Here is a 25,855-nt window from a genome sequence, read left to right as displayed (position 1 = left end):
GCAATGTTTGTCAAGCCGAAGCCCGGCGCGCTTGTGCGCGATCCAGTGACGAGGCAGCCACTTCCCGTCGAGGGCCGCGAGGTGCCAGAGAATTCGTTCTGGTTGCGTAGACTCGCTGTTGGCGACGTGCTACCGAACCAGAACACGGACCGCGTTCTGGCCGAGCCCGAGGAGGGCGAGCAATGACTTTCAATACCATTCCTGCGGCCGTCCGGGCTCCGTGGGTTGCCGTTGAGTTCGACAGCTCGCGCTCCTCTCAGGGCTCCACTGAGATGCCCTATGCGGCTCTGATCGCGGGCCAGAAGACGACGGGCACCTGGGCGGCCAACACCTACCACCGCGTTTCGAACGCCGATCAGGTCGCGGTCGGCGCGGGCCGAGGATCGCAGCTCCACCGACAGGCACGCGCGTGGTTTCGGAACAACACCACCACGGAGCTGTGGGTCGGTGTCCTCGAGGACAACGCATCCGGCGTCGCGGCAACGTGCACTGTGACGGTGACGGGCACCGCGACAGAGAACGGAGCCCTGTCGTTCCGGGTGGGCGGGCAGCTCGTCCAGGTGCCGGTGGCGGCGGGCGACGCGCAGAACGCCGTCGCGGCGAACACCGCCGCAGCGTTTCCCTCCGTGTCGGACTTGCCAGTGACGGGCGTGGCGGCGACGAATGTCGTGACACTCACGAGCCGGGGCAAGGGCACCTGGGCGAATGACATCGACGTCCGGCTGAACTACAGCGACGGCGAGAAGACGCCGGCCGGGCTGACTGTCGTCATCACGCCGATGGCATCGGGCGCGACGAATCCGCTCCTCACGTCGCTCATCGCGGCGCTGGGCGACAAGTGGTTCAACATCATCGTCCATCCGTACACCGACGCCACGTCGCTGACGGCCATCGAGACGGAGCTCGCACGCCGCTTCGGACCCATGACGATGATCGATGGCATGGCGTTCACCAGCGCCGCCGGCACCGTGGCGGACCTGACGACGCTGGGGAACAGCCGGAACTCGCCGCACTCCTGCGTCGTCGCCCAGCCCGGCGACAATCCCCTGACGCCGCCGGACGAGTTCGCCGCGGCGGTCGCGGCGGTGGCCGCCTTCCACGGCGCCATTGACCCGGCGCGTCCGTTCCAGACGCTTCCCGTGGTGGGCACGCTGCAGCCGGCTGAGGCCGATCTCTTCACCTTCGAGGAGCGCAACGGCCTGCTGTATGATGGCATTGCGACGACACGCACTGCAGCCGGCGGCATCGTGCAGCTCGAGCGCCTCATCACCACGTACCAGACGAACGCGTCTGGCGGGCCGGACCGTTCCTACCTCGACGTCACGCGCCTGTTGACGCTGATGTATCTGCGATACGACTTCCGCACGACGATTCAGGGCAAGTATGCGCGCCACAAGCTGGGCAACGACGGCGGGCGGTATGCCTCCGGGCAGCCCATCATCACGCCCAGCACCGGCCGTGCCGAAGCAGTGGCCTGGTTCCGTCGGCACGAGGCAGCTGGTCTGGTCGAGGACTTCGACCAATTCCTGGCGGATCTGGTGTGCGAACGAGACACCAACGACCCGAGCCGACTCAACTGGTATCTGGCGCCCAACATGATCAACCAGTTCATCTTCGGCGCCGCCAAGATCAGCTTCATCGACTGACCCACGCGAGCGCGTGAGAGGAGCAAGACATGTCAACGCGACGCGGTGGCATCATCAGTCTCAACATCAACGGCGTGTTGTACGACTGCAAGGGGAACTTCACGTACAGCCTTGGTCTTGGCTTGCGTGAGGGAATCGTCGGAGCAGACCGCCCCCACGGGTTCAAGGAGACGCCCCAGATCCCCTACATCGAAGGGGAGATCACGGACCGCAAGGACTTGAAGCTCAAGGACTTGCTGTCGCTGACCGAGGCCACCGCGACGCTGTCGCTGGCGAACGGCAAGACGGTGGTGCTCAGCCGCGCCTACTACGCTGGGGACGGAGTCGGGAACACGGAGGAAGGAAACATCCAACTGCGTCTCGAGGGTGAGACGGCCGAGGAGATCTGATGTCAACCACCGTCGACGTTACGCTGGACTACCCCGTGCCGCTTGGAAAGGAGACCTACTCCAAGCTCACGCTCACCCCCGTCACGCGCTACTTCCGCCAGCAGAAGATCTCCACGCGCCCTGATGGTGGCGTGGAGTTCGACTTGCACGGCATGGCCGTGGTCGGCGCGAAGATGGCGGGCCTCACCATGGCCGAGGCGCTCGTTGACGCCATGCACCCCTCGGACGCGATGAAGCTGGCTACCGAGGTGATGAGTTTTTTCGAGCCGCCCCAGAAGACTGGGAACACGCCGTCGCCGTAATCGCGGCTACGTTCCATTTTCCCCCGGAGTCCATCTGGGGGATGGACGTCGACGAGCTGGCGTTCTGGGTGAAACAAGCCGCGTGGGTAAACAGTCCGCGCAAGAGCGGGTGATGCCATGGGAGAGATGAAATACCCACTCGCGCTCGTCGTCCGTGCTGTCGACAAGGCGACGGCGCCATTCACGGCAATGGCTGACAAGATGACCAAGGCGACCCGTCCATTGAACGTGGGCATGGAGCGCCTTGGGAGTCGCATCAGCGTCATCGGCAAGCGCTTCTCGACGATGGGCAAGGCGGTTGGTCTGCCCAAGGTGGCCGAGAACATCCGCGGCATGGGCGAAGCCGCGGGCAATTTCAGCGGCGCGCTGGGCACCCTGGTGGGGCAGCTCACGGCGATTGGGCTCGCGAGCGGCTTGGCGTTCTACGGATTCGTCCGCGGCGCCGAAGCCGCTGGCTCGCGGCTCGAAGACCTCAGCACGAAGACGGGATTCGCGGTCAACGCGTTCGCCGAGCTCGAGTACGCGGCGAAGCGAGGCGGCGTAGAGAACGAGCAGTTCGCCGCGGGCATGGGGAAGTTCAACAAGTCGTTGTCGGAGGCGCGCCGCAAGGCGGGGCCGCTCTACGCACTGCTCTCCAAGGTCGCGCCGCTGTACGCCCAGCAACTCAAGGGCGTGTCCTCAAACGAGGAGGCGTTCAACCTCGTCGCCAAAGCCATGGCGAAGTTGCCCGATTCCGGGCGGCGCGCGGAGCTCGCCGCGGCCGCCTTCGGCGAGGCCGGTGCTGGGATGGCCCTGGCCCTCAAGGACGGGCCGGACGCCGTCAACGCTCTACGTGAGGAGTACCGCCGCCTCGTGGGAGACCAGTCAGCGTTCGCCGCCGGCGCGGGCGCATTGGGCGACAGCTTCGACATGCTCGAGCTCGCGCTGCTCGGTGCGCGAAACGCGCTCGCGGGCGCGTTGTTTCCTGCGGTGACGAAGCTGTCGGCCGCTGTAACGGCGTTCGCCGTTAAGAACCGAGAGGGCTTGCGCCAGTGGGCCGAGCGCACCGGCACAGCAATCCAGGCGTGGGTCGACGGCGGTGGGCTTGATCGGCTCTCGGAATCATTGCGGTCCCTCGCCTCGACAGTGTCGGGAGCGGTCGACAAACTCGGCGGACTCGAGAACGCGGCGAAGATGGCGGCAGTGGTGTTGGGTGCTCCACTGATCGGCGCATCGGTACAGTTGGGAGTTTCCGTAGGTCAGCTCGCCGTGTCACTTGGCGGCCTCGTGGCGCGACTCTGGGCCGTCGTCGCCGCGTCCAAGGCGGGGACTGTTGCGCTTGGAGGACTGAAGGCGGCGGCTCTCACCGCGGTTGTCGGCCCGTTGAAGACTGCAGGTGCTGCGACAGTGGCGTTCTCGAGCAAGCTCACGACAACGCTTGTCGGAGCATGCACGACAGCGGTCGCCGCCATTCGCGCGTTCTCCTTCACGTCGCTCATCGCTGGGTTGACATCAGCGGCGACGGCTGTCTGGGGATTCACCGTGGCACTTCTCGCGAATCCCATCACTTGGATTGTTGCGGGAATCGCCCTGCTCGCGGGCGCGGTGTATCTCATCTACCGAAACTGGGGTCCGATATCCGAGTGGTTCAGCGAGCTTTGGGTCGGAATCAAGCTCGTCGCCGCCGTGGCATGGATCCAGTTCAAATCGTGGCTCGCGACGAATGTGGCACCAATCGTTGCGCAACTTATGGGGTATTGGGAGCCACTGGAGGCGTTCTTCGTCGGCCTCTGGGACACCATCGTCGCCGCGTTCGACAGCGCCATGTCGAAGATTGCTCCTGTCCTTGAGGTCCTCAAGGCGCTGAATCCAATGCGGCTGTTTGAGGACTCGGCGAGCGGGCCGAACCTGCTCGCGCCGCGTGGGGCGCCACTGCTCCCACCTGGTCCGGCACCGCTCGCGACGCAGACTGGGAGTGAGGCGTTCGTCCAGGTTGACTTCAATAACCTCCCGGCCGGAACCCGCGTTCAGCCGGCCCGCGGTAACACGGCCCCGCTCGCGCTCAATCTCGGGTACTCCATGGGGCCGCTATGAGTTGGCGTGACCGGATGGGTCCGGCGTCATTCCGTGGCGCTGCGTTTCATGTCGAGTCGTCGGAGCATTCCGGTGGGCGCCGAGGGGTGACGCACGAGTACCCGTTCAAAGACCGCGCATATCGCGAGGACCTGGGGGGGTCGGCTCGAGCGTTCGGTGTCGACGGGTTCGTCATCGGTGCCGAATACATGGCGGCGCGTGACGCGTTGCGCGCGGAGCTCGAGAAGGCGGGGCCTGGGAGGCTCGTTCATCCATACTACGGCGAGCTCACTGTCTCGGTGGATTCGTTCAAGATCAGCGAACGCACCTCAGACGGCGGCATGGCGCGGTTCTCGATTGAGTTCGTCGAGAGTGAGTCGAAGCCGGTGCAGCCCGTTGCGCGAGTCGATGCGCCCGAACAGGTTCGAGCATCGGCAGTCGCCGCAAGGGAGGCTGTCACCGCCGCGTTTCTGTCCGCGTACCAGCCCGGATCGACGCCTTACACACCATCGTTGAGCAACATGCTTGGGAGCGCCACGACGGCGGTTGAATCGGCACTCTCTCGGGTGCAGCTCGACACACAGTCCGCCGCGATTCAGCGGTTGCGCCTCGTACGCAACCGGGATGACTTGGCGGGCCTGGCTCGTGCGCCGGGAGAGATTGTCGACACCGTCGCTGCGTTGCTCGGTGGGTTCGTTGGCGCTGGCATGTCTCGTGCGGTGGCGTCCGTCTACAGCTTCGCGCCGGGTGTGCGCCCGCCTTCGACCACGCCGAGCAGGCGTCAGGAGCAGGTGAACTTCGACACGCTGAAGGCGTTCGTCCAGCGCTCCGTCGCGGTCCGCGTCGCGGAACTTGCGCTCGAGGAGAACTTCGCGAGCTACACGGACGCTGTCACCGCACGCGACCATGTGACGACCATGGTCGACGAGCAGGCCGAGGCCGTAACGGACGACGCCTTCCCGGCGCTGTACCAGCTTCGCGCGGACGTTGTCCGTGCACTGCCGCCCCCCGACGCGGACTTGCCGCGCCTTCTGCCGATGTCGCCCGTGGAGACGACGCCTTCGCTCGTGTTGGTGTACCAGATCTACGGAAGCCTCACCTTGGAAGCGGACCTGGTCGAGCGCAATAGCGTGCGCAATCCGTGTTTCGTGCTGGCCGGACGGCAGCTTGAGGTGCTCTCCGATGCCTGAGATTACTCTGCACATCAACGGCAAGGCGTTCGGCGGCTGGAAGTCAGGCCAGGTCACTCGCGGAATAGAGGCAATCTCGGGGGGCTTCGACCTCAGTGTCTCAGATCGTTGGGAGTCGGGGCGCGAGCCGTGGGCGATTCACGAGGAAGACCGGTGCGCGGTTCGCATCGGTAACGAGACACTCATCACCGGCTATGTCGACAAGCGCCGACTCTCGTTTGACGCGGGCTCGCGTTCCATTGAGGTGGCAGGTCGGGACAGGACTGGCGATCTCGTCGACTGCAGCGCCGTGTTGGACAAGTGGGAGTATCTGGACGTGCCGGTGCTCGAACTGGCTCAGAAGGCGGCCGCTCCGTTCGGCGTCACCGTGAAGCTGGGCGCCGGAATCGCCGAGCCCCCGCCCGCGCGTAAGATCTCCGTCGACCCTGGCGATTCCGCATTCACCGTCCTCGAGCGCCTGTGCCGGGCAGCGAGTCTTCTCCCCGTGTCCGACGGCTTGGGGGGCCTGGCGTTGCTGCGCCCCGGCTCAAGGCGCGCTGACGATGCGCTCGTCGAGGGTGAGAACGTCCTCGCGTTCAGTGGCGAATTCGACGCGACCGGGCGTTACCGTCGGTATGTGCTGATGGGTCAGCACGCGGGCAGCGACAAGTGGTTCGGCGAGGCGACCACGTCGATCACCGCGGAAGCGTATGACTCCGCCGTGAGGCGCGCGGCCCGCGTGCTCGTGGTGCGGCCCGAAGGCAACCTCAGCGGCGCTCAGGCGAAGACTCGCGCCGAGTGGGAAGCGACAGTGCGCGCGGCCCGAGCGACGTCGCTCACCGTGCGCGTGCAAGGCTGGACGCAATCCACGGGCAAGGTGTGGCCCGTCAACGCGCTCGTCGCCGTGCGCGCGCCGCACGCGGGCGTCAAGGGCACCATGTTGATTTCGCAGGCGACCTACCGGTTGAGCGAGAGCAGTACGGAGACGGAGCTCACCTTGAGACCGCCAAGCGCATTCAAGCCGGAACCGCTCCTGGAACCCGAAGGTCTTTGGAAAGAGATCGCGAAGGGTGTATGAGCAACCCACTGACGGCCCTCCGAAACCTGATCGCCAACGTGGTGGCCCGCGGTTTTCTCCGCCGGGCTAACGACACCGGTCGACTCCAGACGCTTCAGGTCGACGTCGGAGCCGGCGAGACGCGCGAGGTAGAACGGTTTCAGAATTACGGTTTCACAAGCGTTCCACCGGCAGGCGCCGAGGCCGCTGTCGTGTTCGTCGGCGGTCGGCGAGACCACGGCATCGCCGTGGCGGTGGATGACAGGCGATGCCGTTTGGCCGGTCTGGAACAGGGCGAGGTGGCTGTCTACACGGACCAGGGTGACAAGGTCGTCATCAAACGGGGAGGGGTCATCGAGATCTCGGCAACGACCAAGGTCGTCATCAACGCTCCGTTGGTTGAGCTGACGGGCGCGACCAACCCTGTCGCGAAGGGGGATGCGCTCAATAAGGCGGTCAAGGACCTCGGGACAGCGGTCGCCGCCGCGCTAACGGCTGCTAGCGCGGGCGGAGCGTCGTTGCCGGTGCTGGGGGCGGCTATGACGACAGCGGGCACCGCGGTCACGAACGCCGTCAACGCGTTCAACACGGCGGCTGAAGCGGCGCTATCAACGAAAGTGAAAGTGTCATGAGCGACATCGCGCTTTTCTACGATCCGAAGCGCGGCTCCGCCGACGTCACAGTAGCGAGCGGCGACCTCGCTTCCGACTTGGGATTCGAAACCGCGGTAATGCTTTCGTTGTTCACCGACCGGAGAGCGGACGATACCCGCGGGTGGTGGGGAGACTCTGTGGCATCCGTCGCCGGTGATCTCCATGGCTCGCGGCTCTGGCTCTTGTCGCGGGAGAAGGACCAGCCACGCGTACTGCGTCAGGCAGAAGAGTACACGCGCGAGGCGCTCGCATGGATGGTTGAGGACCAGGTGGCGGCGCGGATTGATGTCGTGGCGGAGTCTGTCCCGGCGGCTAGCCAAAGCGAGCTTTTGCTGTCAGTGGTGATTCAACGCCCTGACGGGACGTCGGCGTCGTATCGGTACGCCTACAATTGGGAATCGCAGGCCGCAAGGAGAGCGTGACATGGCGTTCAGCCGCCCTACCCTGCCTCAGCTCGTCGAACGAATTCACCAAGACTTCGTATCGCGCCTGCCCCTCCCTGGCGCGGTTCTGCGCCGCAGCGTTGTGAGCGCGCTGTCGCGCGCCCTCGCGGGCGCGGCGCACATGCTGCACGGGCATATCGCCTACCTGGCAAAACAACTGTTTCCCGACCTCTCCGACAGAGAGAGCCTCTTGCGGCAGGCGGCCTTGTACGGCTACTCGCTCGGGGAGGCGAAGTTCGCCCAGGGCTTCGTGGTTGCTATCGGTAGCATAGGAGCCACTATTCCCGCAGGCACAGCGCTGCGACGTGCCGACGGGGTACAATACGAGACTCTCGAAGAGGCGACCATCGACGGGAGCGGGTCCGCTACCATCGAGGTGCGGGCGGCATTGGCCAGCGAAGCGGGCAACACTGACGCGGGGGCGGGCCTCGTCTTTGAGAGTCCTGTCGCAGACGTGGATGCGGTCGCGCCGGTTGATGTTGGTGGACTTGTGGGAGGGGCCAACGAAGAGGACATCGAGGGCCTCCGCGTTCGCCTGCTGGCGCGTCTTCGGAATCCACCCCAAGGTGGAGCGCGGGGCGACTACATCGTCTGGGCGCTTGCTGTGCCGGGCGTCACTCGTGTCTGGGTCTATCCGATGGAACTCGGCGCGGGCACAGTCACCGTGCGATTCGTGCGCGATGGTGACGCGAATCTGATTCCGTCGGTCGGCGAAGTGGCCGAAGTGCAGGCATACATCAACGACAGACGCCCCGTGACTTCTAATGTAACCGTTGCGGCCCCCATCGCCAAGGCGTGGCCCTTCACGATTTCATTGCTCCCGGATTCATCGTCTGGGCGAGTAGCTGTAGAGGCTGAGATTCGGGATCTCTTCCAACGCCTCGGAGAGCCCGGTGGGACAGTGTCTCTCAGCGATGTTCGGACCGCCGTTGGCACGGGCGCGCGGAGTGTTGGCGCGACGTACACCATGTCCTCGCCGAGCGCGGACCTGACGCACGCGACGGGCGAACTGCCTGTGCTTGGCGTCGTCACCTGGTGAGTCAATGGACGCGCCTTCTTACGCTCGCGTTATCAAGAAGCTTCTCCCCCCTGGGTCCGTCTGGGATCTGCTCACGGACGGGAAGCTGTCCGCGTTGTGCCTCGCGTTGGCGCAAGAGCTGACGCGCGTGGATGGTCGGGCCGGCGCGGTGCTGAATGAGGCCGATCCGCGGACGGCTACGGAAACGCTCGAGGACTGGGAACGAGTCCTCGGGCTTCCGGACGCGGACGTTCCCGTGATTCCGTCGACCGTCGCGGAACGACGACTCGCCATTACCCAGAAGCTCGTACGGGTCGGTGGGCAGTCGAAGCCGTACTACGTCGCCCTCGCCGCTGCATGCGGCTACACAGTGACGATTGATGACTCATACGGAGCGACGATTCTGCGTGCAGGCTTCCGCGCCGGGGCTCGCGTGTTCGGCGTCCAGTGGGCTCATGTGTGGCGCGTAGACGTGCAGCCGCCAACGGGTGACGCACTTTCGCATGCCGAGCTCGAGGCAATCATTCGACGGGCCGCCGCGGCGCACACCGTCGTGTTCTTTCGCTACCTGTGAGGTAAGTCATGCACAAGATCGATGGGGACGGCAACGTCGCAGGGGAGTTCACCGAGGGAAACCCGGGCGCGGGGCAGGTGGCGACGCAAGTCACCGACGACTGGCTCAACACGATTCAGCGAGAGCTTGTCAACGTTGCGACCGCGAACGGCGCGGCGCTGAACAAAGCCAATGACGGCCAAGTTCTTGGCGCGATGGACGCGCGGTTCGGGCGACTCACCACGGCGAACACGTGGACGGGCGGCGGCGCTGTCCACGTGCTCAAGGCCGGGGCGTCGATGGACCACGTCTATGTCTCGTTCTACGCGCGCTCGGCGGCACAGGGGACACGGTCCGCGTTCTTCGGTTTCGGTGGTGCCGCGTCAACCTCGCTTGAGATTGTGAACGAACTCGCGAATGGCGACGTGCGAATCGCGCCGGGCCCCGGGGTAGGCAGTCGGGTGCGGATTGACGGCCCGCTGGCGGTGGCGAGATTCACCGACATCGGGGAGACACTCGTCACAGGACTGGAAGCGTCGCTCAACAACGTCGGGACTTTCGGGCAGGCTCTCGTGCTGAAACCCGGGAGCTCGAACCACGCGTTCATCGGGTTCTACGCGCGAAGCTCCACCCCTGCGGCGATCTCCGCGACACTCGGCTACGCCACGGCGGGGGCAACTTCATTTGACATCAAGAACGAGATCGCCAGCGGCGACATTCGGGTGCTGCCTGGCGCAGGCGGCAAGGTTCAGGTCGGCGGGAATCTCGCGTTCACCGGTGTGGCGAACCCGGCACAATCTACGGCGATCACGAACACGATCACGCCGTTGAGCGTCGCAAAAGTTTGGGCACGCATTCGGACGGACGGAAGTGGAGGAGTGTTTATTGACGACGCGTACAACCTCTCGAGCGTGTCGATCATCGCCGTGTCTGTGCCCTTCGTTGGCAATGTTGTCCGGGTGACTTTCGCGTCATCCTTTTCCAACACGACATTCTCCGCAGCGGTCACGTCGTGCGACGTCGCATCTCTCGACCTCACGTATCGCGCAGGGCACACGGCAACGACGCACCTCAACGTCGTGTATTCAAACGGCAACAACACGACGCACAAGGACCCGGCCACGACAAGCGGGAGCTTTATGTTGCAGGTGTTCGGCCGCCAGTGACTACGGCTCACCGGGCCAACACGAGAGAGATGCCACTGGCTCGCCGTCCGGCGGATACGCGTACCGCATAAGGCACGAAAGGGAACGTCCGTTGAGCCGGACGGTGGACGTCTCCCCCGCGCGCTCGAGCTCCGCGCTGTCCGGATGCCAGCATGCGTAGTTGATGCGGACCTGGCCTGCGTCCGGCGCGTCGATAGCGACCCACCGCTCGGCGCGCGGAGCGGTGATGGCGCCGGGGTCAAACACCAGGCCACCCGCATCCCCGTCGAGGACGTAGGTCACCGCGCAGCGGCGCGCCGCGTCCGTCAGGTTCTGGACGCCGACATACACCTGAGTTGGCCCGACCTGCGGCGGCATCGGCGGGTACTCGGTCGCGCATCGCGGTACGGCTGAGGCGGTGACGGCGAGGATGGCGGCGATCTTGAACATGTTGTGGTCCCCCTGACGAGCGCGATCTAAGCGCACGTTGGGCAGGGTGCAAATCCCCCCGGAGTAGGAGGTGGTCTGGCGGCTTGTGCAGAACGCGAAAAGTGCTATCCGTGTTCTGCATGGACAACATCCCCTCCCTCGCATCGGCTATCAAGGACAGTCCCGCCGGGGCGATGCTGGCGGTGTGCGTGCTGGCCCTCGGCTGGCTGGGGCGCGCCTACATCGCTCAGATGCAGGCGCATACCGCAGCCATGCAAGCCCAGCACGACGCACATCTCCAGACAGCCATGCTGGTGGCGCCGCTCGCGACCAAGCTCGTGGACGCCTTGGGGTTGATGGAGCGCGCCGTCCTCAACCGACACGGAGGCCCGTCGTGATGGGTCTCTTTCGTCGCAAGCCAAAGTCCCCGACACCGGAGCAAGTCGCCCTCGCGCGTTTCGTTGAGGGCATGAGAGTGACGCTCGAGGCGGCTGAGGCTCGCGTTGACGCCATCGTGTCGCGCCTCCGCGCTGATGAAAGTCAATCACCTCCAGAGGTGAAGCCATGAAGACAAACGCGAAGGGTGTCGCACTCATCAAGCGCCACGAAGGGATGCGTCTCAACGCGTACCGGTGCCCGGCCGGCGTCTGGACTATCGGCTACGGGCACACCGGGGACGTGCGCGAGGGGCAGCGCATCACTGAGCACCAGGCGGAAGCGATTCTGTCCGTTGATCTGGATCGGTTCGAGCGTGGGGTGGAGTTCGCCCTACCAGGCGTGGTCGCTCTCATGACGGAGAACCAGTTCTCCGCCTGTGTCTCTCTGACGTTCAACATCGGTGTGGAGGCGTTCACGCAAAGCACCTTGCGCAAGAAGCTTCTCGCGCAAGATTGGGACGCGGCTGCCACCGAGTTCGCGAAGTGGGTCCACGCGAAGGGCGTGAAGCTGCCCGGCCTCGTGAAGCGCCGAGCCGAAGAGGCCGCGCTGTTCCTGGAGCCGGCGTGAACTCGCTCGTCGGCCACGTGGCGCTCGTGCGCCAGTCGCGGCCCACCACCTGCGTGCAGGCGTGCGTGTCGATGCTCACGGGCGTGAGCGAGCGCAAGGTGTGCGAGGCGCTGGGGAAGTGGGGCGCGTCCTCGGTAGGTGACGCGATTCGGATTCTCCGCGCGCTCGGCGCCGGCCGCGTGCGCGTGGGCAATCTGACGCCCATCGCGGAGGTCGAAGGGTTCGTGCCGTGCGGCCTTGTGTACGTGTGGCCCTGGGCGGATGCCGAGCACGGACACCTCGCCGTCTGGGTTGGTGACGGCTACCTGTGCCCGACCAACGGGGAGATGGACGCCGAAGAGGCGTGGCACCTCTGGGCGGCCTGCGAGTCGACGCCCGACGCAATCGTGCCTGTGGAGATTCTCGAAGCGGAGGGGTGCCAGTGAACTGCGGTTTCTGCGGAAGCGGTCTGCATACGCGGGCCACCTGCCCGAGCACTTGGAGCGGCTCCGCGGCCCGAGCGCGAATGCGGTGCACGTACTGCGGCGGGAACGACCACAACATCAAGGCGTGCCCGAAGACGTTCGGCGGGAATGCCGCGCGGGCATGGAACCCCAGTTCCGTCGCCGATGACTTCGTGAAGGACGGTGGACGATGAGCGCCGACCGGATGCCGTGCGGGTGTGACGGCCATTTCGACCTGATTGACCAGTGCAACTTCCCGCCCCTTGCCTCCGCGGCGCGCTTCCTCGCATCGCGACTCCAGGCGCGCGTTTGGGAGTGCACTCATGGTGGCCGCCCGCGTGCGCAGTGTGAGGCATGCATCGCGGACAGCGACGCCATCAACACGGTGCTGGAACGTGCGCCCGTTGGTTTGTGCAAGTGCGGCCACCTCCAAGCGGAGCACGGCCCGGGGCACAGCCCCCAGTGCTGGGAGTGCTCGACCTGCGAACGTTTCGAGGAGACGCGCCAATGAACCGCCGCATCCTCATCACGGCGGCGCTCACCGTCCCGTGCGCCGTGCTTGGCTACGGCCTCGGTCGACTCACCGCGACGACGCCCGAGCCCGAGGTCGTCGTCCAGGAGGAAGTCGTCTACCAGGACCGTGTCCGCGTCGTCACCGTGCGCGAGGCCGCGGAGGTCCAGACGCGGGTGGTCTACCGCGACCGCTTGGAGACGCCGGACGGCACCGTGCGCGTGCGCGAGGTCGAGCGCGCGGACACGGCGCGCGTTGAGCGCGCGGAGGTGGCCACCGCCGCCGAGCGCACCGTTGACGTCCACCGGGTGGAGACACCCGCGCCCGCGCCGGCCTGGCGCGCGTCGCTGCTCGTGGGCGTCCCGGTGCGGCTGAATCCCAGCCCTGTCCTGGTGGGCGGTCATATCCAGCGCCGGCTGTGGGGGCCCGTGTCGGCCGGCGCCTGGACCCTCATTCCCACGGGCCCCGGGGCGCCGGCTACGGCCGGCGTCTCGCTTTCGGTGGAGTGGTGACGCGATGACCGTCTACGTTGACCAGCTCGTTCCACATCCGCCTCCGAAGGATCCGGCGACCCGTCGGGCAGGTGCGCGCCACGGCCACCGTTGGTGTCACCTCCTTTGCGACCCAGACGGCGAAGCTGAGTTGCATGCCATGGCCGCACGCATCGGCCTGAAGCGCGAGTGGTTCCAAGCCCCGCCCAATGCGAGCAAGCCACATTACGACTTGACGCCACCCGTGCGTGCCGATGCGCTCGCGTGGGGCGCTGTCGAGCTGGAGCGCGATGGGTTGCGCGCATACTTCGCCCGCTGGAATGAGCACCTCGCGCAACGGAGCGCCCAGCGATGAGCCCCAATCCCACGCGCGTATGCACCAGGTGTTGCGCTCCCAAGCCGCTGACGGCCTACGACAAGTCGCCGCGGTGCAAGGGTGGCCGTCGGCCCGTGTGTCGCGCCTGCCGTGAGGGAGTGGCTCCAGTCGCCCTCGAGGCGCCGCAGCGGTTCGACCGCAAGCTCACCGCCCGCCGGCTGCTCATCACCAGCGCGCAGAACGCGACACCCGTGCACGCCGGCCTCTGGGCCGCGCTTCGCGTCGCCGCGAAGCACCTGCGCGCGGAGCTCGTGGTCGTGCCCCTCCGCTACCGCAACCCCACATCCCAGTGGACCCAGTCCCAGGACACTGACGAGTGGTGGGCGCCCGAGGTGGTGCCGTACTTGTGCAACACGCGCCAGCGGCTCGGTCCGCACCTGGTGCTGGCCGCCGACGTCAAGACGCAACCGACGGCGCGGGACCCGCTCGCCGGGTTCGAGTCGCTGACGGGTGGCGAGTCCTGTCTCATCGGCCATACCAAGATGGCGCTCCGGTCGGTGCCGGTGCCGAGCGGCCGGACGCCGAAGATTCTGAGCACCACGGGCGCGTGCACCGTCCCCAACTTCACCGACACCAAAGCCGGCGCCATCGGCGCGTTCCACCACTACCTGGGGGCTGTCGTCGTCGAGCTCGACGGCTCGCGCTTCCACCTGCGCCAGCTCAACGCGGACCGGGAGACCGGCGAGTTCATCGACCTGGCCACGCTCTACACCTCTGCTGGCGTGCGCAAGGCCCCGCCCGCGCTCGGCCTGGTGATGGGTGACACGCACGCGCGCTTCGCCTGCCCGGCGGTGGACCGTGCCACGTTCGGCCCCGCCGGCATCGTCGACGTGCTCAATCCACGCACGCTGGTGTGGCACGACATCTTGGACGGATACAGCGTCAACCCTCACCACCACGGGGACCCGTTCATCGCCGCGGCGAAGTCGCGCGCGGGCCTGGGCGACGTGCGCGCGGAGGTGGAGCACGCCGTCAGATTCGTCGCTGACCGCACGCGCGGACGTCAGTCTGTCCTGGTGGACAGCAACCACGGCGACTTTTTGGCGCGGTGGGTCCGGTCAACGGACTGGCGCCACGACACGCGCAATGCAGCGTTCTACCTCGAGACAGCGCGTGTGCTGCTTGAGTCCGCGACGATGACCGGTGGCGGAGCGGAGTACGCCGACGCGTGGGCGTACTGGGTGGCGCAGCTCCGCGGCGACGCGAACATCCGGTGCCTGGGCCGCAATGAGTCGCTTGTTCTCGGCGAGAGCGAAGTCGGGATGCACGGCCACCGGGGCCCGAATGGTGCGCGAGGAAGCTTGCGAAACCTGTCCCGGTTGGGCTCGCGTGTCATCAGCGGACACAGCCACACTCCCGGAGTTTGCGACGGACACTACCAGTGTGGAACCAGCACTCCATTGAGGCTTGAGTACACCGCCGGGCCGGGCGGTTGGCTCAACACACACTGCGCCGTCTACGCGACTGGCGCTCGAGCGCTCCTAACCGTCATTGATGGAGCGTGGCGTCTGGACTGAGCGAGGGCAGGATCAGCCGGACCTGTCCAAAGTCGCAATCGCAGATTAGTCCGGACCGCTCCCACTTTACAGTGTAGCAGTCGCGATGCACCTCCAGTACAATCCCCCGGTCACCCGCGGAGGCAACGGGCCGGGTCGGATTACCTTTGGAGTCGCATTCTGTGATTTCTTCGACAGCGCTCACAAGGTTTGGCGAATTCATCGTTTTAATTCCCGTGCATGGTTTCCTGGGTTTTTTCAATCAGAACTCAGAACATGGATGTGTTGACCCGGCGGATCCCCGCCGCTAAGCAGTAGCCGCTCGCCCCAACCCCGATGGGAGCTGCAAAAAGATGACAGGCAGGAATAAGGAGGATCTCGCACGAGAGATCGCGGTCGGACTCGTGCGAGGGGTGTCGGGACCAAAGTATGAGGACTGGCAGGACGCCCTCATCACTGGGATCGCGGAGACGTGGAGTCGCGACGACCTCTACGCCCTGCTCGAGGCAGTCCGGAAGCGCGTTGAAGTCATCGACTGGACGCAGGTTCGTCGGACCTGCACCAACTGCGACCACGAAGGGCCAGTCGACCCGGACTTCGGGCTGCGCAGCAGCCGCGGCAAACCCCTCCCCCAATCCTGGTGCGTCAACTGTCGCGCGAACACGAACTACCGGGCCAAGCCGCGGAAGTACAAGGTCGTGCAGAAAGACTGAGGTGGTGTGGTGGCGTCCATCTGATCCCCCTGGTGTGCCTGAACCCCGGCCGATATCGGGACGTGGACTCAGGATACCGAGGCCCCTGACGTGCGGGCAACCGGCTGAGTCACGAAAAGGACTCAGCAACGGCCAGGCCACTCTGCCAGTCCCAGGGCGAGAGATCTGGGCATCTGCCCAACCTCTGCCTGATTGACCTCCCAATTCGCCCGATTCCAGAACACGGACACGGCGTTCTGCCGATGGCTCTCCTCGACAGAACGCCTCCAGTCCGCGTTCTGCGGACACCAGAGGACACATGCGGCATATCGAGATGTTCTGGCGCTGTTCCAGTTGCAGCCACCGCAACCTTGGTCGGCACCAGGTGTGCCAGCAGTGCAAGAACGCCAAGGACGGCAGCGAAGAGTACGAGATGCCAGAGGACCCGTCCTCGGCGGTCTCGGTGACCGACGAAGCGCTCCTTCGGATGGCCACGGCGGGACCGAACTGGCGCTGTGCCTACTGCGAGAGCGACCAGCGAGCCTTCGATGGCAGCTGCAAGAACTGCGGAGCCGCGTTGCCGGGCCCCTCCGAGGAGCCCTCGCCGCCGCCCCCCGAGCTTCCGCCCGAGACGAAGAAGCGCAAGCGACTGCCGTGGTACGTCTGGGCGCTCATCATCGGCGTCTTCGTGTGTTGCCCGTGCTTCGTCTGCGCCTCTCAGCAGGAGAAGCCGCAGGCGCTCCACGTCAAGGGCGTGACGTGGGAGCACACGGTGAGCGTGGAGCGCTACCGGCTGACCGACAAGGAAGGCTTCGCCGAGGACCGGCCCGACGGGGCGCTCCAGGTGAAGACCCTGGGCGCGCGCCACCACCACGACGAGAAGATCCTGACGGGCTACGAGACGGTCTACTACACGGAGAAGCGCCAGGACGGCTACACGACCGAGTCCTACAAGGACAAGGAAGCCTGCGGCGAGGACTGCTCCAGGACGCCCAAGAAGTGCAAGGAGACCTGCACGAGCAACAAGAACGGCTTCGCCACGTGCAAGGAGACCTGCACGGGAGGAGAGGAGCGCTGCACCACGCGCTACTGCACCGTGAAGAAGACGCGCAAGGTGCCGCGCTACGTGGATGAGCGGCGCTCGCGCAAGGAGCCGCGCTACCGGAGCGAGCCGCGTGAGGCGCCTTGGTTCGCGTGGAAGGAGTGGACGTGGAGCCACGACCGGGACGTGAAAGCCCGGGGGAACACGCTCACGACGCACTGGCCCTCGGAGGCCGAGCTGAAGCCCGCCCAGGCGCTGCTGAATGGCGAGAAGGAACGCGACACACGCAAGGGCACGTACAGCGTGGTCTTCCAGGGCGCGGAAGCGAAGCCGGACGTCACGTACACGCCGAAGAGCCTCGAGGAGTTCCAGCGCTTCGGCATCGGCAGCACGCACAACGTCCAGGAGAAGGACGGCGAGGTCTCCGTCGTGGTCGAGGAGAAGCCGTCCACGTCCGGGAAGTAGTCCGGCCATGAGCTGCCCGGTGGTGACACCGGGCAGCTCATCCGGCCGCCGCGGGCTATGGCAGAAGCCGCCGCCGGAAGAACGCCAGGACCTCGTCCCTGGCCGCCGCCGTGGGCGAGCCCGCTTCGTCCACCAGGTGCACCGTCAACACGCTGTGTGGTGTCGGGATGTAGCGGAAGAAGTCATCGGGGCGCGGCGACTTCGGACCCGCCGCGCTGTCGGGCAGGACTCGCCCGTGGAACCGCTCACCGAGCCCCTTCTGATAGGCGGCGAAGCGCTCCGCCTTGCAGTAGGCGTCTCCCTCGAACCGGTAGGCGAGCACCGACAGGTCCTCCTTCTCCAGGCGCTGCCTCACGACCTCCATTTCCTCCGTCGAGATGTTGACGCCTCCAGGCTCATCGAGCGGCAGTGACGGCTGCGCCAGCACCGGCGCCAGCACGGACTTCTCCAGCATCATCGACAGCGCGAAGTTGCCGGTGGTGCACATGCCGATGGCTCCCACCCCGGGGCCCCCACATTCCGCGTGAGCGTGGGCCGCGAGTGCCCTCAACCACACGGTGATGGGACTCGACGCGTTTCCGCCCAGCGCCCGGAACTCCTTGCTGATGCACAGGCGGTCAATGACCGCCTTGCCCTCCTTCGCGGTGGGCACCGCGCCGTCCTTGCCAAAGAGGCTGGGCATCCAGACGGTGAACCCCGCCTCCCTCACCCAGCGGGCGAAGCGGGCGACGCGCGGGCTGATGCCCGGGGTCTCCGCCATGACGATGACGGCGGGTCCACTCCCCGAGACATGGACCTTGCGTGTCTCACCCGACAGCGTGACTTCGCGGGGCTGGAAGTCGTCCAGTGAATCGTCCTCTTCGATGTTTCGTCGCGGCGTGAGGGTGTGGCTCGTCATGTGTGTGATTGCGTCTCCTGTCCCGCAAGACACCATCGACCGCCCCAAGGCACCAGTGTCCGAAACGACATCTTTCGGGCATGATTCGACACCATGTCATTCACCCTCGTCGTCCTGGAGGACGCCTTCGCCGCGAGCGTCGCGGCGACCCTCGACATGCTCCGCGCGGCGCGCACGCTCGGCGCTCGCTCGCTGCGCTTCCAGGCGTGCTCGGTCAACGGAGGCTTCGTGCGGCTCTCCTCGGGCGTGGGGGTCGAGACCTCGCGACTGCCCGCGCGCTCCCGCGCGGATGCGACAACCTGGGTCATCCCGGGCTTGGGAATGAACGACGCGGCGGCCGTACGTGAGCGGCTCGCGCGGCCGGATGCCCTGACGCTGTCGAAGCTCATTGCCCGTCACGTCTCGCGAGGGGGCCGCGTCGCAGCCGCCTGCACCTCCGTCTTCCTGTTGCAGCAAGCCGGAGTGCTCCCACGCCGACGGGTCACCACCACGTGGTGGCTCGCGGGCCTGCTCGCCGAGATGGAGACGGAGTGCGTCGTCGACGCGAACGCGATGGTGTGCGCGGATGGCCCCATCCTCACGGCGGGCGCGGCCTTCGCGCAGACCGACCTCATGCTGCACCTGCTCCGGGAGCACTGCGGCGCCCGCCTGGTGGACATGCTCGCGCGCACGCTGCTCCTCGACGGCAGACAAGCCCAGGCGCGGTTCATCGCCCCCGAGCTCCTCGCGAACGGAGACACGCTGATTGCCCGTATCTCCGCGGAGGTGGAAGCGCACTTCCCGAATCCCCCCAGCGTCGCCACCCTGGCCTCACGACTGGGGATGACGGAGCGGACCCTGTCCCGCCATGTGCGGCGCGTGACGGGACAAAGCCCGCTGGCGCTGGTGCACAGCCTCAAGTCACGACGCGCCCAGGCGCTGCTTCAAGCCACGCACCTGAGCGTCGACGACGTCGCCGCGGCGGTGGGCTATCAGGACGCAGGCACGCTTCGCCGCCTCCTCAAGAAGCTGGGGGTCGCCCCGCCGCGGGCGCTGCGTTCGGCAGCGAGTCCTCCTCCCCCCCCGGGCCGCAAGCGCGCATAGAGCACCTGGTCATGCGCGGCGCCGCATCAAGCCCTCGCGCTGGAAGCCCGCCTGCTCCTCGCGAACAGCTGGATGGAGTCGGGGGGCTCGAGGGCCCCATCACAGGGGCGGGGCGCGGCTCACGGCAAGAGCCGCCGCCGGAAGAACGCCAGGACCTCGTCCCTGGCCGCCGCCGTGGGCGAGCCCGCCTCGTCCACCAGGTGGACCGTCATCACGCTGTGCGGCGTCGGGATGAAGCGGAAGAAGTCATCCGGGCGCGAGGACTTCGGGCCCGCCGCGCTGTCGGGCAGGACTCGCCCGTGGAACCGCTCACCGAGCCCCTTCTGATAGGCGGCGAAGCGCTCCGCCTTGCAGAAGGCGTCTCCCTCGAACCGGTAGGCGAGCACCGACAGGTCCTCCCTCTCCAGCCGCTGCTTCACCGCTTCGAGTTCCTCCGTCGAGATGTTGACCGCCTCGGGCTCATCCAGCGGCAGCGACGGCTGCGACAGCACCGGCGCCAGCACGGACTTCTCCAGCATCATCGACAGCGCGAAGTTGCCGGTGAGGCACATCCCGATGGCCCCCACCCCCGGGCCCCCACATTCCGCGTGAGCGTGGGCCGCGAGCGCCCTCAACCACACGGTGATGGGGCTCGACGCGTTCCCGCCCAGCGCCCGGAACTCCTTGCTGATGCATACCCGCTCGAAGACGGCCTTGCCTTCCTTCGCCGTGGGCACCCCGCCGTCGCGGCCGAAGAGGCTGGGCATCCAGACGGTGAAGCCCGCCTCCCTCACCCACCGGGCGAAGCGCGCGACACGAGGACTGATGCCCGGCATCTCCGCCATGACGATGACGGCGGGCCCGCTTCCCGAGACGTAGACCCTCCGGGCCTCCCCTGACAACGCGACGTCACGGGGCTGGAAGTCCTCGAGCGGGTCATCCTGCTCGACATCACGCTGCATCTTGGGGGCTGGGGACGTCATGGGTGCGGTGTTCCTCCGGCCCTGCAACACAGCACCGCCACGCCGGGGGTCGCCAGTGTCCGAAAAGACATCTTTCGGGCGAAATCAGACACCCTGTCCCCCACTGTCTTCGCCCTGGAAGGCGCCGTCGCGGAGCCCGGTCGCGAAGCGTCCAGGGAGGCTTCGCGACCCGCGCTCGGCTCAGATTCCGGTGCGCAGGCGCGCGTAGAGCGCCTGGTCATGCACGACGCCGTCCTTCACGGCGTTGCGCCGCATCAGCCCCTCCCGCTGGAAGCCCGACTTCTCCAGCACGCGGCAGGACGCCACGTTGTCCGCGAAGGGCAGCGCGAACAGCCGGAGGAGGTCGTACCGCTCGAAGGCCCAGTGGCAGAAGCCCTTGAGCGCCGAGGCGGCGATGCCCTGGCCCCAGAAGTCCTGCCCCAGCCAGTAGCCCACCTCCGCCGAGCGGCGCTCGATGTCCGTGCCGGGAATCAATCCGATGGAGCCGACGGCCTCCCCCGCCACCTCGATGGCGAGGTTCGTCGGAGCCTCCTCCCCACCTGCGTGAGACACCCACCACGCCGCGTCCGCGGGCGTATAGGGGTGGGGGAACCGGTCGCGGAGGTTGAGCCAGATGGCGCGGTTGTTCGCGTTCCGGACCAGCGACTCCTCATCGCCCTTCCGCCAGGGACGCAGGACACACGGACCACACTCGATTCGAAGGGACGAGTCCATCCGCCGCATCTTGGCACGGAGCCCTACTTCGTCGTGTAGCCGCCGTTGACCAACACGGTCTGCCCCGTCATCCACCACCCCTCCGAGACGAGGAACCGGATGAACGGGACGATGTCCGCGATGTCCGTGAGGCCCGTCTTGGTGAACTGGGAGAGCGCCGCCGCCGTCTTGTGGTAGGCGACCGCGTCCGCGCCCTCCGCCGGGTAGAAGAACGGCGTGTCCATGGGCCCCGGGCCGATGGCCGTCACGGAGATGCCTCGCGCGCCCAGCTCCTTCGAGGCCGCGCGGGTGAAGTGCTCCACCGGCGCCTTCATGCCCGCGTACGAGGCGTAGAAGGGCGTGAAGGCGCCCAGGAGCGACGTCACCAGGGTGCAGATCTTCCCGTGGTCGTTGACGTGGCGCCCCGCCTCCTTGAGGAAGAAGAAGGCGGCCTTGGCATTCACCGCGCTCATCTCGTCGAACTCGGCCTCGGTCGTCTCCGCCAGCGGCTTCTTCAACACCTTGCCCACCGTGTTGATGGCGATGTCGGGCCGGCCCACGGCGGCCACCGCGTCCTTGAACATCTTCTCGACAGCCCCCGCCGTGCGCAGGTCCGCCTGGAGCGCGATGGCCTTCGCCCCCGCGGCGGACACCGCAGCGACCGTCTCGTCCGCGGCCTTCTTCGTCTGGGGGCTGTTGTAGTGAATCACCACGGCCTTCGCCCCCTGCGCCGCGAGGTCGCGCGCCAGGAGGCCGCCCAGGTTCTTGGCGCCTCCCGCGATGAGGACCGTCTTGCCTCGGATGCCGTGGTCAGCCATGGCTCTGTCCTTTCGGTGGGTTCTCCTCGTCGTTTAGGAGGCTCGACGCTGAATTGAAATCAGCGCCCCAGACATCTGTTGGAGGGCCTGTGTTGGAGAGGCCACTCCGTCAGCCAGCCAACGCGGCTCGTACCGGACTGTCGACACCTCCGCACGCCGGGCCCACACATGACAGCCGTCGATGTCATCCTGAGCCACGTCTCCGAACCCAAGGAGCCTCCGTGGAGCCCCTGAACCCTCCGCACCCCTCGCTGGACGTGGCACACGATGATGCCGCCGGGTGGAGCCTCCCCCGCGACATCCTCCTCCCCGGCGTCATCACGGGCCTGTCCGGCGCGCTGTTCATGCTGGCGCTGGCCCTGCCCATGGGTGCGCTCCTCCAGGGAGACGTCTGGCACGCGCTGCGGCTGGTGGGCGGAGTCTTCTTCCGCGAGGTCCCCGCGAGCCCCTGGGCGGTGGTGCTGGGCCTGGGGATACACCTGACGACCGCGAGCGGGCTGGCCATCCTCTTCGCCCTGCTCCTGCCTCGCGGCGGCAGCGCGATGGATGCGCTGGTGCTGGGGCTCTTGATGGGCTTGATGCTCCAGGCCGTCATTCCGCCGCTCGTCGTCCCCTTCGCGTCTCCGCCGCTGGCGAGGGAGGCACCCGACTCAGCGCTGTTCCTGCTGCACCTCGTCTTCGGTGCCTCGCTCGCCCTCATCGTCCCGCTGCGGCGGCTGCCGGCGGTTCAGAAGGCGAATCCCACCCCGACGCGGTAGCCCGCGGAGAAGCCCTGTGGCAGCCCTCGGCCCTCGCACTGGACCGAGCTCGCACGGCGAACCTTGGCGCCCCGGGACGCCCCACGGACAACACGTCGTAACTTCCGGGGCGCCCAGGCGCACCTACTCCTTCAGGAACTCGCGCATGACCTCCGGCGCCCAGCGGAACACCGTCTTCTCGCCCGAGGTAGCGCCCAACCGTTTGTAGAAGGCCCGCGCCGAGTCGTTGTCCGGATACATCTCCCAGCGCACGGACACCCCCTCGGCGGAGCCCACCTCCGCCAGATGCCGCATCAGCGCGAGGCCCAGCCCCAAGCCTCGTGCGCTCTGACGCACGTAGAGGTCATCCAGACGCAGCACCCGCGAGTCGACCCACGGCATGAAGTCCACGGTGTAGCTCGCGAAGCCGACGACTCCGTCCGGCCCCTCCACCAGCGCGCCCCGCAGCATGGGCGGCTGAGCCGCCAGCGCCTCACGCAACCGGGGCTCCGTCGCGCGCATGTATTGACCAAGCCCCTGGTACTCCGCGAACTCGCGCAGCAGGGACAGGAGCAAGGGCGCATCCTCCGCGGTGGCCACTCGAACACGATACGAATCAGGATGTTTCACGAAGCGCATACGTCTGGATTCCAAGACCTCAGGGGGAACAATCGATACCGCCACGCCCGTCAACGCGCCTCCAGCATCGGGCGCGGGTCAAACGTGACGCGAATGTGCGTGATGAGTCCGTCTTCGACATGGCTCCAGTTCGCCACCTGCACGGGCCCCTTGTCGAAGGGGTGGATTTCAAACCACGTCAGCACGTCGTCGCCGTCCACGAAGCGGTGCAGCACCGTCATACGCGGCGACACCTTCCACATCCCGTGGACCAGCCCCTTCACGCAGGCCTCGACTCCCTCCGCCGACGCCAGCACCCCTTCGAAGCGCACACCCGGTGCGAGCGTGCCACGCACCTTCGCCTCATCCTTCGCGCTCCACGCGTCGAAGTACGCCTTCACCACGTCCGAGGGATTCCTCATGTCCAACCTCCCGTGAAAGTGAACGGACCCTCCCTCCAGGCGGTGACAGCGGAGTGTCAGGTTTGTTTGCCCCCGGAGCTCGCGAAGCCTCCGCTGCGCACCTTGTCGGGCGTCGTGCCCGTCAACCGCCTGAACATCGCGATGAAGGCCGACGCGCTGCTGTACCCCAGGTCGAGCGCGATGGCCTCCACCGAGCGCCCCGCCTCCAACATGGCCAGCGCCTTGACGACCCGCAACCTCTGGCGCCAGTCGCTCAGCGACAACCCCAGGTGCTGCTGACAGCGCCGCTCCAGCGTGCGCTCCGTGGTGTGCATCTTCTTCGCCCACAGGGCCACCGAGCTGCCGTCCGCGGGGTCCTTCTCCAGCGCCGTCAGCACGGGGCCCAGCAGCGGGTCGTCCGACATGGGCAGATAACTGCCCTGCGGTGGAGCCAGCGCGAGCTGGTCGATGAGCACGCGAAAGAGGCGGCGCTCATGACTCGTCCGGGGATGGGCCACGCGGTGGGTCCGCAGGTGCTCGAGCATCGCCTTGACCAGCGGGCTCACCGCCAACGCACACGTCGCCTTCGGCAACGTCCGGCACAGCTCGCGCGAGATGTAGAGCGAGCAATGACTGGCCTCCGAGCGGTTCAGCCCCCGGTGCTCCACGTCCGGCGGCAACCAGATGCCGTACTGCGGCGGCGACAGGTAGTGACTGCCCGACAGCTTGAGCTCCATCACCCCGCTGAAGGCGTAGACGAACTCTCCCCACGGATGGTGATGGCGCGGATACGTCGCCGCCGAAGGCAGGCTCGCCGTCCGGAAATACACGGGGTGTGGAAGCTTTGAGGTGAAGGGAACTTGCAGCTGCTTCGCCATGGCGGCTTCTCGGGATGGGTTGTCGGATTCTCGCTATATCAATCAGGCCCGCCATCCGCAGGATGACGGCATGAGCTCCTCCCGGAAACCCACCGACGGCTTCGCGCTCGCGATGATGTTCCTGCTGTGCGCGACGTGGGGCACGCAGCAGGTGGCCATCAAGCTGGCCGCGCCCCACATCCCTCCCCTGGTGCAGGTGGCCCTGCGCTCGGGCCTCAGCGCGGTGCTCGTGGGGCTGCTGTGCTGGGTGCGCGGCGAGCGCTTCTCCTGGACGGACGGCACCTGGCGCCCCGGCCTGCTGGCGGGCGTGCTCTTCGCGGGAGAGTTCCTCTTCGTCGCCGAAGGGCTCCGTCACACCCACGCGTCGCACATGGCCGTCTTCCTCTACACCGCGCCCATCTTCTCCGCGCTGGGCCTGCACTGGCTCGTGCCCGCGGAGCGCCTGCGCCCCACGCAGTGGATGGGGATTGGCGTGGCGTTCACCGGAATCATGGTGGCCTTTGGCGGCGGCTGGTTCCAGGGAGGGCTGAGCCCGAGTGTGCTGTGGGGCGATGCGCTGGGCGTGCTCGCCGCGCTGGCGTGGGGCGCGACCATCGTCGTGGTGCGGGTCTCCTCGCTCGCAGACGCGCGGCCGACGCAGACGCTGCTCTACCAATTGGTGGGCGCCTTCGCGCTGCTCTTCCCCGTCGCGCTCTTCACCGGGCAGGTGGGGCAGGTCACCTCGGAAGGGGTGGCGTGGCTGAACCTGCTCTTCCAGGCCGTGGGGGTGTGTTTCATCAGCTACCTGGCCTGGTTCTGGTTGCTGCGCCGCTACGTGGCCTCTGGCCTGTCGGTGTTCTCGTTCATGACGCCCTTGTTCGGCGTCACCGCGGGCGTGCTCGTGCTGCATGAGCGCGCGGATGCCTTCTTCGCGGGCGGCGCCGTGCTGGTGCTCACCGGAATCATCATCGTCAGCGCGTCGAGCCTCTTGAAGCCCAGCCTCCGCCGAGAGCCCGAGTCCGTCTGAGAAACATCTCCAGGCGATGTAACCTGGCCCTCCACAATCCCTCTCATTTCCCACGAAACCACATGGAGGTGTTCCACCTTCATGCGGCTTCCCCGTATGTCAGCCCCCTGCGATAATTCAATTCTGGACATCGCCTTGACGCACGGCGCGAAGCGCGTTTAGCCTTTACACACTAAACGCAGTATCCGCAGTTAGGGAACCCAAGCAGCATCCACCTACGCTCACGTCACCACTGCTCGAACGCTGCAACGCTTGAGTCCCGGGTCTCAAGGACCTCCCTGGTGAGGTCCACCCCACCTCTCAAATGCCGCGTCGACAGCGCACCGCGCCACGCCCTTCGCGTGCTCGCGACGCGCCGCAACACAGTTACAGCATCATCTGTAT

General features: G+C 66.7%; 31 protein-coding genes. 23 read left to right on the top strand and 8 right to left on the bottom strand.

Annotated features, from left to right (window positions below; translation table 11 throughout):
* Nucleotides 1–3 precede the first annotated feature (3 nt).
* The 12 genes from MYSTI_RS45630 (at nucleotide 4) to MYSTI_RS09450 (ending at nucleotide 10,448) form a co-directional block, all read left to right on the top strand.
* Nucleotides 4–186, top strand: a complete 183-nt coding sequence (locus MYSTI_RS45630) for a DUF2635 domain-containing protein (RefSeq protein WP_015347520.1) — start codon at nucleotides 4–6, stop codon at nucleotides 184–186.
* Entirely contained in the window at nucleotides 183–1,646 is a 1,464-nt protein-coding gene (locus tag MYSTI_RS09500; protein ID WP_015347519.1) for a phage tail sheath subtilisin-like domain-containing protein, read from the top strand. Before MYSTI_RS45630 ends, MYSTI_RS09500 begins: the two co-directional genes overlap by 4 nt.
* Nucleotides 1,647–1,675: 29 nt before the next feature.
* A complete protein-coding gene (locus MYSTI_RS09495; RefSeq protein WP_015347518.1) occupies nucleotides 1,676–2,035 on the top strand; it encodes a phage tail tube protein in 360 nt (119 codons plus the stop codon).
* The gene (locus MYSTI_RS09490) at nucleotides 2,035–2,337 is read left to right on the top strand and encodes a phage tail assembly protein (RefSeq protein WP_015347517.1); all 303 of its coding nucleotides are present in this window, start codon (nucleotides 2,035–2,037) and stop codon (nucleotides 2,335–2,337) included. The genes MYSTI_RS09495 and MYSTI_RS09490 overlap by 1 nt, the downstream gene beginning before the upstream one ends.
* Nucleotides 2,338–2,454: 117 nt before the next feature.
* On the top strand, nucleotides 2,455–4,410 hold the full coding sequence (locus MYSTI_RS09485) for a phage tail tape measure protein (RefSeq protein WP_015347516.1): 1,956 nt from the start codon (nucleotides 2,455–2,457) through the stop codon (nucleotides 4,408–4,410).
* A complete protein-coding gene (locus MYSTI_RS09480) occupies nucleotides 4,407–5,579 on the top strand; it encodes a DNA circularization protein (RefSeq protein WP_015347515.1) in 1,173 nt (390 codons plus the stop codon). The genes MYSTI_RS09485 and MYSTI_RS09480 overlap by 4 nt, the downstream gene beginning before the upstream one ends.
* Nucleotides 5,572–6,636, top strand: a complete 1,065-nt coding sequence (locus tag MYSTI_RS09475; RefSeq protein WP_015347514.1) for a phage baseplate assembly protein — start codon at nucleotides 5,572–5,574, stop codon at nucleotides 6,634–6,636. The genes MYSTI_RS09480 and MYSTI_RS09475 overlap by 8 nt, the downstream gene beginning before the upstream one ends.
* Nucleotides 6,633–7,247, top strand: a complete 615-nt coding sequence (locus MYSTI_RS09470; protein WP_015347513.1) for a phage baseplate assembly protein V — start codon at nucleotides 6,633–6,635, stop codon at nucleotides 7,245–7,247. The genes MYSTI_RS09475 and MYSTI_RS09470 overlap by 4 nt, the downstream gene beginning before the upstream one ends.
* Nucleotides 7,244–7,690 carry a phage GP46 family protein gene (locus MYSTI_RS09465; RefSeq protein ID WP_015347512.1) on the top strand — a complete coding sequence of 149 codons (447 nt, stop codon included), beginning with the start codon at nucleotides 7,244–7,246 and terminating at the stop codon, nucleotides 7,688–7,690. The genes MYSTI_RS09470 and MYSTI_RS09465 overlap by 4 nt, the downstream gene beginning before the upstream one ends.
* A 1-nt stretch (nucleotide 7,691) precedes the next feature.
* Nucleotides 7,692–8,750, top strand: a complete 1,059-nt coding sequence (locus tag MYSTI_RS09460; protein ID WP_015347511.1) for a baseplate J/gp47 family protein — start codon at nucleotides 7,692–7,694, stop codon at nucleotides 8,748–8,750.
* 4 nt (nucleotides 8,751–8,754) lie between these two features.
* Nucleotides 8,755–9,303: a YmfQ family protein gene (locus tag MYSTI_RS09455; RefSeq protein WP_015347510.1), complete on the top strand. Its 549-nt coding sequence runs from the start codon at nucleotides 8,755–8,757 to the stop codon at nucleotides 9,301–9,303.
* 8 nt (nucleotides 9,304–9,311) lie between these two features.
* On the top strand, nucleotides 9,312–10,448 hold the full coding sequence (locus MYSTI_RS09450) for a hypothetical protein (protein WP_015347509.1): 1,137 nt from the start codon (nucleotides 9,312–9,314) through the stop codon (nucleotides 10,446–10,448).
* On the opposite strand, the gene MYSTI_RS09445 is transcribed toward MYSTI_RS09450, so the two are convergent.
* Nucleotides 10,449–10,877: a hypothetical protein gene (locus MYSTI_RS09445; protein WP_015347508.1), complete on the bottom strand. Its 429-nt coding sequence runs from the start codon at nucleotides 10,875–10,877 to the stop codon at nucleotides 10,449–10,451.
* Between the two features lie 119 nt (nucleotides 10,878–10,996).
* Between MYSTI_RS09445 and MYSTI_RS09440 the strand changes: the two genes are divergently transcribed.
* From MYSTI_RS09440 to MYSTI_RS09395, 8 genes are all read left to right on the top strand, one after another.
* Nucleotides 10,997–11,254: a hypothetical protein gene (locus MYSTI_RS09440; RefSeq protein ID WP_144370031.1), complete on the top strand. Its 258-nt coding sequence runs from the start codon at nucleotides 10,997–10,999 to the stop codon at nucleotides 11,252–11,254.
* 166 nt (nucleotides 11,255–11,420) lie between these two features.
* On the top strand, nucleotides 11,421–11,861 hold the full coding sequence (locus MYSTI_RS09435; RefSeq protein ID WP_015347505.1) for a lysozyme: 441 nt from the start codon (nucleotides 11,421–11,423) through the stop codon (nucleotides 11,859–11,861).
* The gene (locus tag MYSTI_RS09430) at nucleotides 11,858–12,286 is read left to right on the top strand and encodes a hypothetical protein (protein ID WP_015347504.1); all 429 of its coding nucleotides are present in this window, start codon (nucleotides 11,858–11,860) and stop codon (nucleotides 12,284–12,286) included. The genes MYSTI_RS09435 and MYSTI_RS09430 overlap by 4 nt, the downstream gene beginning before the upstream one ends.
* Nucleotides 12,287–12,811: 525 nt before the next feature.
* Nucleotides 12,812–13,327 (top strand): hypothetical protein, encoded by a 516-nt coding sequence (locus tag MYSTI_RS42590; protein WP_015347501.1) that lies wholly within the window; start codon nucleotides 12,812–12,814, stop codon nucleotides 13,325–13,327.
* 4 nt (nucleotides 13,328–13,331) lie between these two features.
* Nucleotides 13,332–13,661 carry a DUF4031 domain-containing protein gene (locus MYSTI_RS09410; RefSeq protein WP_015347500.1) on the top strand — a complete coding sequence of 110 codons (330 nt, stop codon included), beginning with the start codon at nucleotides 13,332–13,334 and terminating at the stop codon, nucleotides 13,659–13,661.
* A 119-nt stretch (nucleotides 13,662–13,780) separates the two neighbouring features.
* Nucleotides 13,781–15,199 (top strand): hypothetical protein, encoded by a 1,419-nt coding sequence (locus MYSTI_RS09405; protein ID WP_044279417.1) that lies wholly within the window; start codon nucleotides 13,781–13,783, stop codon nucleotides 15,197–15,199.
* Nucleotides 15,200–15,531: 332 nt separating this feature from the next.
* On the top strand, nucleotides 15,532–15,891 hold the full coding sequence (locus MYSTI_RS09400; protein ID WP_015347498.1) for a hypothetical protein: 360 nt from the start codon (nucleotides 15,532–15,534) through the stop codon (nucleotides 15,889–15,891).
* A 298-nt stretch (nucleotides 15,892–16,189) separates the two neighbouring features.
* A complete protein-coding gene (locus MYSTI_RS09395; RefSeq protein ID WP_015347497.1) occupies nucleotides 16,190–17,377 on the top strand; it encodes a hypothetical protein in 1,188 nt (395 codons plus the stop codon).
* 55 nt (nucleotides 17,378–17,432) lie between these two features.
* On the opposite strand, the gene MYSTI_RS09390 is transcribed toward MYSTI_RS09395, so the two are convergent.
* Nucleotides 17,433–18,275: a dienelactone hydrolase family protein gene (locus MYSTI_RS09390; RefSeq protein WP_015347496.1), complete on the bottom strand. Its 843-nt coding sequence runs from the start codon at nucleotides 18,273–18,275 to the stop codon at nucleotides 17,433–17,435.
* A 93-nt stretch (nucleotides 18,276–18,368) separates the two neighbouring features.
* Here MYSTI_RS09390 and MYSTI_RS09385 point away from each other — a divergent pair, with 93 nt between their 5' ends.
* Nucleotides 18,369–19,358: a GlxA family transcriptional regulator gene (locus MYSTI_RS09385; RefSeq protein ID WP_015347495.1), complete on the top strand. Its 990-nt coding sequence runs from the start codon at nucleotides 18,369–18,371 to the stop codon at nucleotides 19,356–19,358.
* 119 nt (nucleotides 19,359–19,477) lie between these two features.
* On the opposite strand, the gene MYSTI_RS09380 is transcribed toward MYSTI_RS09385, so the two are convergent.
* The 3 genes from MYSTI_RS09380 to MYSTI_RS09370 form a co-directional block, all read right to left on the bottom strand.
* Nucleotides 19,478–20,320 carry a dienelactone hydrolase family protein gene (locus MYSTI_RS09380; protein WP_015347494.1) on the bottom strand — a complete coding sequence of 281 codons (843 nt, stop codon included), beginning with the start codon at nucleotides 20,318–20,320 and terminating at the stop codon, nucleotides 19,478–19,480.
* Nucleotides 20,321–20,500: 180 nt separating this feature from the next.
* Nucleotides 20,501–21,034 (bottom strand): GNAT family N-acetyltransferase, encoded by a 534-nt coding sequence (locus MYSTI_RS09375; protein WP_144370030.1) that lies wholly within the window; start codon nucleotides 21,032–21,034, stop codon nucleotides 20,501–20,503.
* 23 nt (nucleotides 21,035–21,057) lie between these two features.
* A complete protein-coding gene (locus MYSTI_RS09370; protein WP_015347492.1) occupies nucleotides 21,058–21,831 on the bottom strand; it encodes an SDR family oxidoreductase in 774 nt (257 codons plus the stop codon).
* 221 nt (nucleotides 21,832–22,052) lie between these two features.
* Between MYSTI_RS09370 and MYSTI_RS09365 the strand changes: the two genes are divergently transcribed.
* Nucleotides 22,053–22,589: a hypothetical protein gene (locus MYSTI_RS09365; protein WP_015347491.1), complete on the top strand. Its 537-nt coding sequence runs from the start codon at nucleotides 22,053–22,055 to the stop codon at nucleotides 22,587–22,589.
* Between the two features lie 123 nt (nucleotides 22,590–22,712).
* Here MYSTI_RS09365 and MYSTI_RS09360 read toward each other — a convergent pair whose 3' ends face one another.
* From MYSTI_RS09360 to MYSTI_RS09350, 3 genes are read right to left on the bottom strand one after another with little or no spacing between them, the layout of a single operon-like run.
* The gene (locus tag MYSTI_RS09360) at nucleotides 22,713–23,207 is read right to left on the bottom strand and encodes a GNAT family N-acetyltransferase (RefSeq protein WP_015347490.1); all 495 of its coding nucleotides are present in this window, start codon (nucleotides 23,205–23,207) and stop codon (nucleotides 22,713–22,715) included.
* A 50-nt stretch (nucleotides 23,208–23,257) separates the two neighbouring features.
* Nucleotides 23,258–23,608: a nuclear transport factor 2 family protein gene (locus MYSTI_RS09355; RefSeq protein ID WP_015347489.1), complete on the bottom strand. Its 351-nt coding sequence runs from the start codon at nucleotides 23,606–23,608 to the stop codon at nucleotides 23,258–23,260.
* 56 nt (nucleotides 23,609–23,664) lie between these two features.
* The gene (locus MYSTI_RS09350; protein ID WP_015347488.1) at nucleotides 23,665–24,465 is read right to left on the bottom strand and encodes an AraC family transcriptional regulator; all 801 of its coding nucleotides are present in this window, start codon (nucleotides 24,463–24,465) and stop codon (nucleotides 23,665–23,667) included.
* Between the two features lie 70 nt (nucleotides 24,466–24,535).
* Here MYSTI_RS09350 and MYSTI_RS09345 point away from each other — a divergent pair, with 70 nt between their 5' ends.
* On the top strand, nucleotides 24,536–25,471 hold the full coding sequence (locus MYSTI_RS09345; protein ID WP_015347487.1) for a DMT family transporter: 936 nt from the start codon (nucleotides 24,536–24,538) through the stop codon (nucleotides 25,469–25,471).
* The last annotated feature ends 384 nt before the right edge of the window (nucleotides 25,472–25,855 follow it).

Origin of the sequence: Myxococcus stipitatus DSM 14675 (genome assembly GCF_000331735.1) — a bacterium.
GTDB lineage: Bacteria > Myxococcota > Myxococcia > Myxococcales > Myxococcaceae > Myxococcus > Myxococcus stipitatus.
The sequence above is the reverse complement of the archived record's forward strand: the minus strand, read 5'-3'. Positions and strand labels throughout refer to the sequence as shown.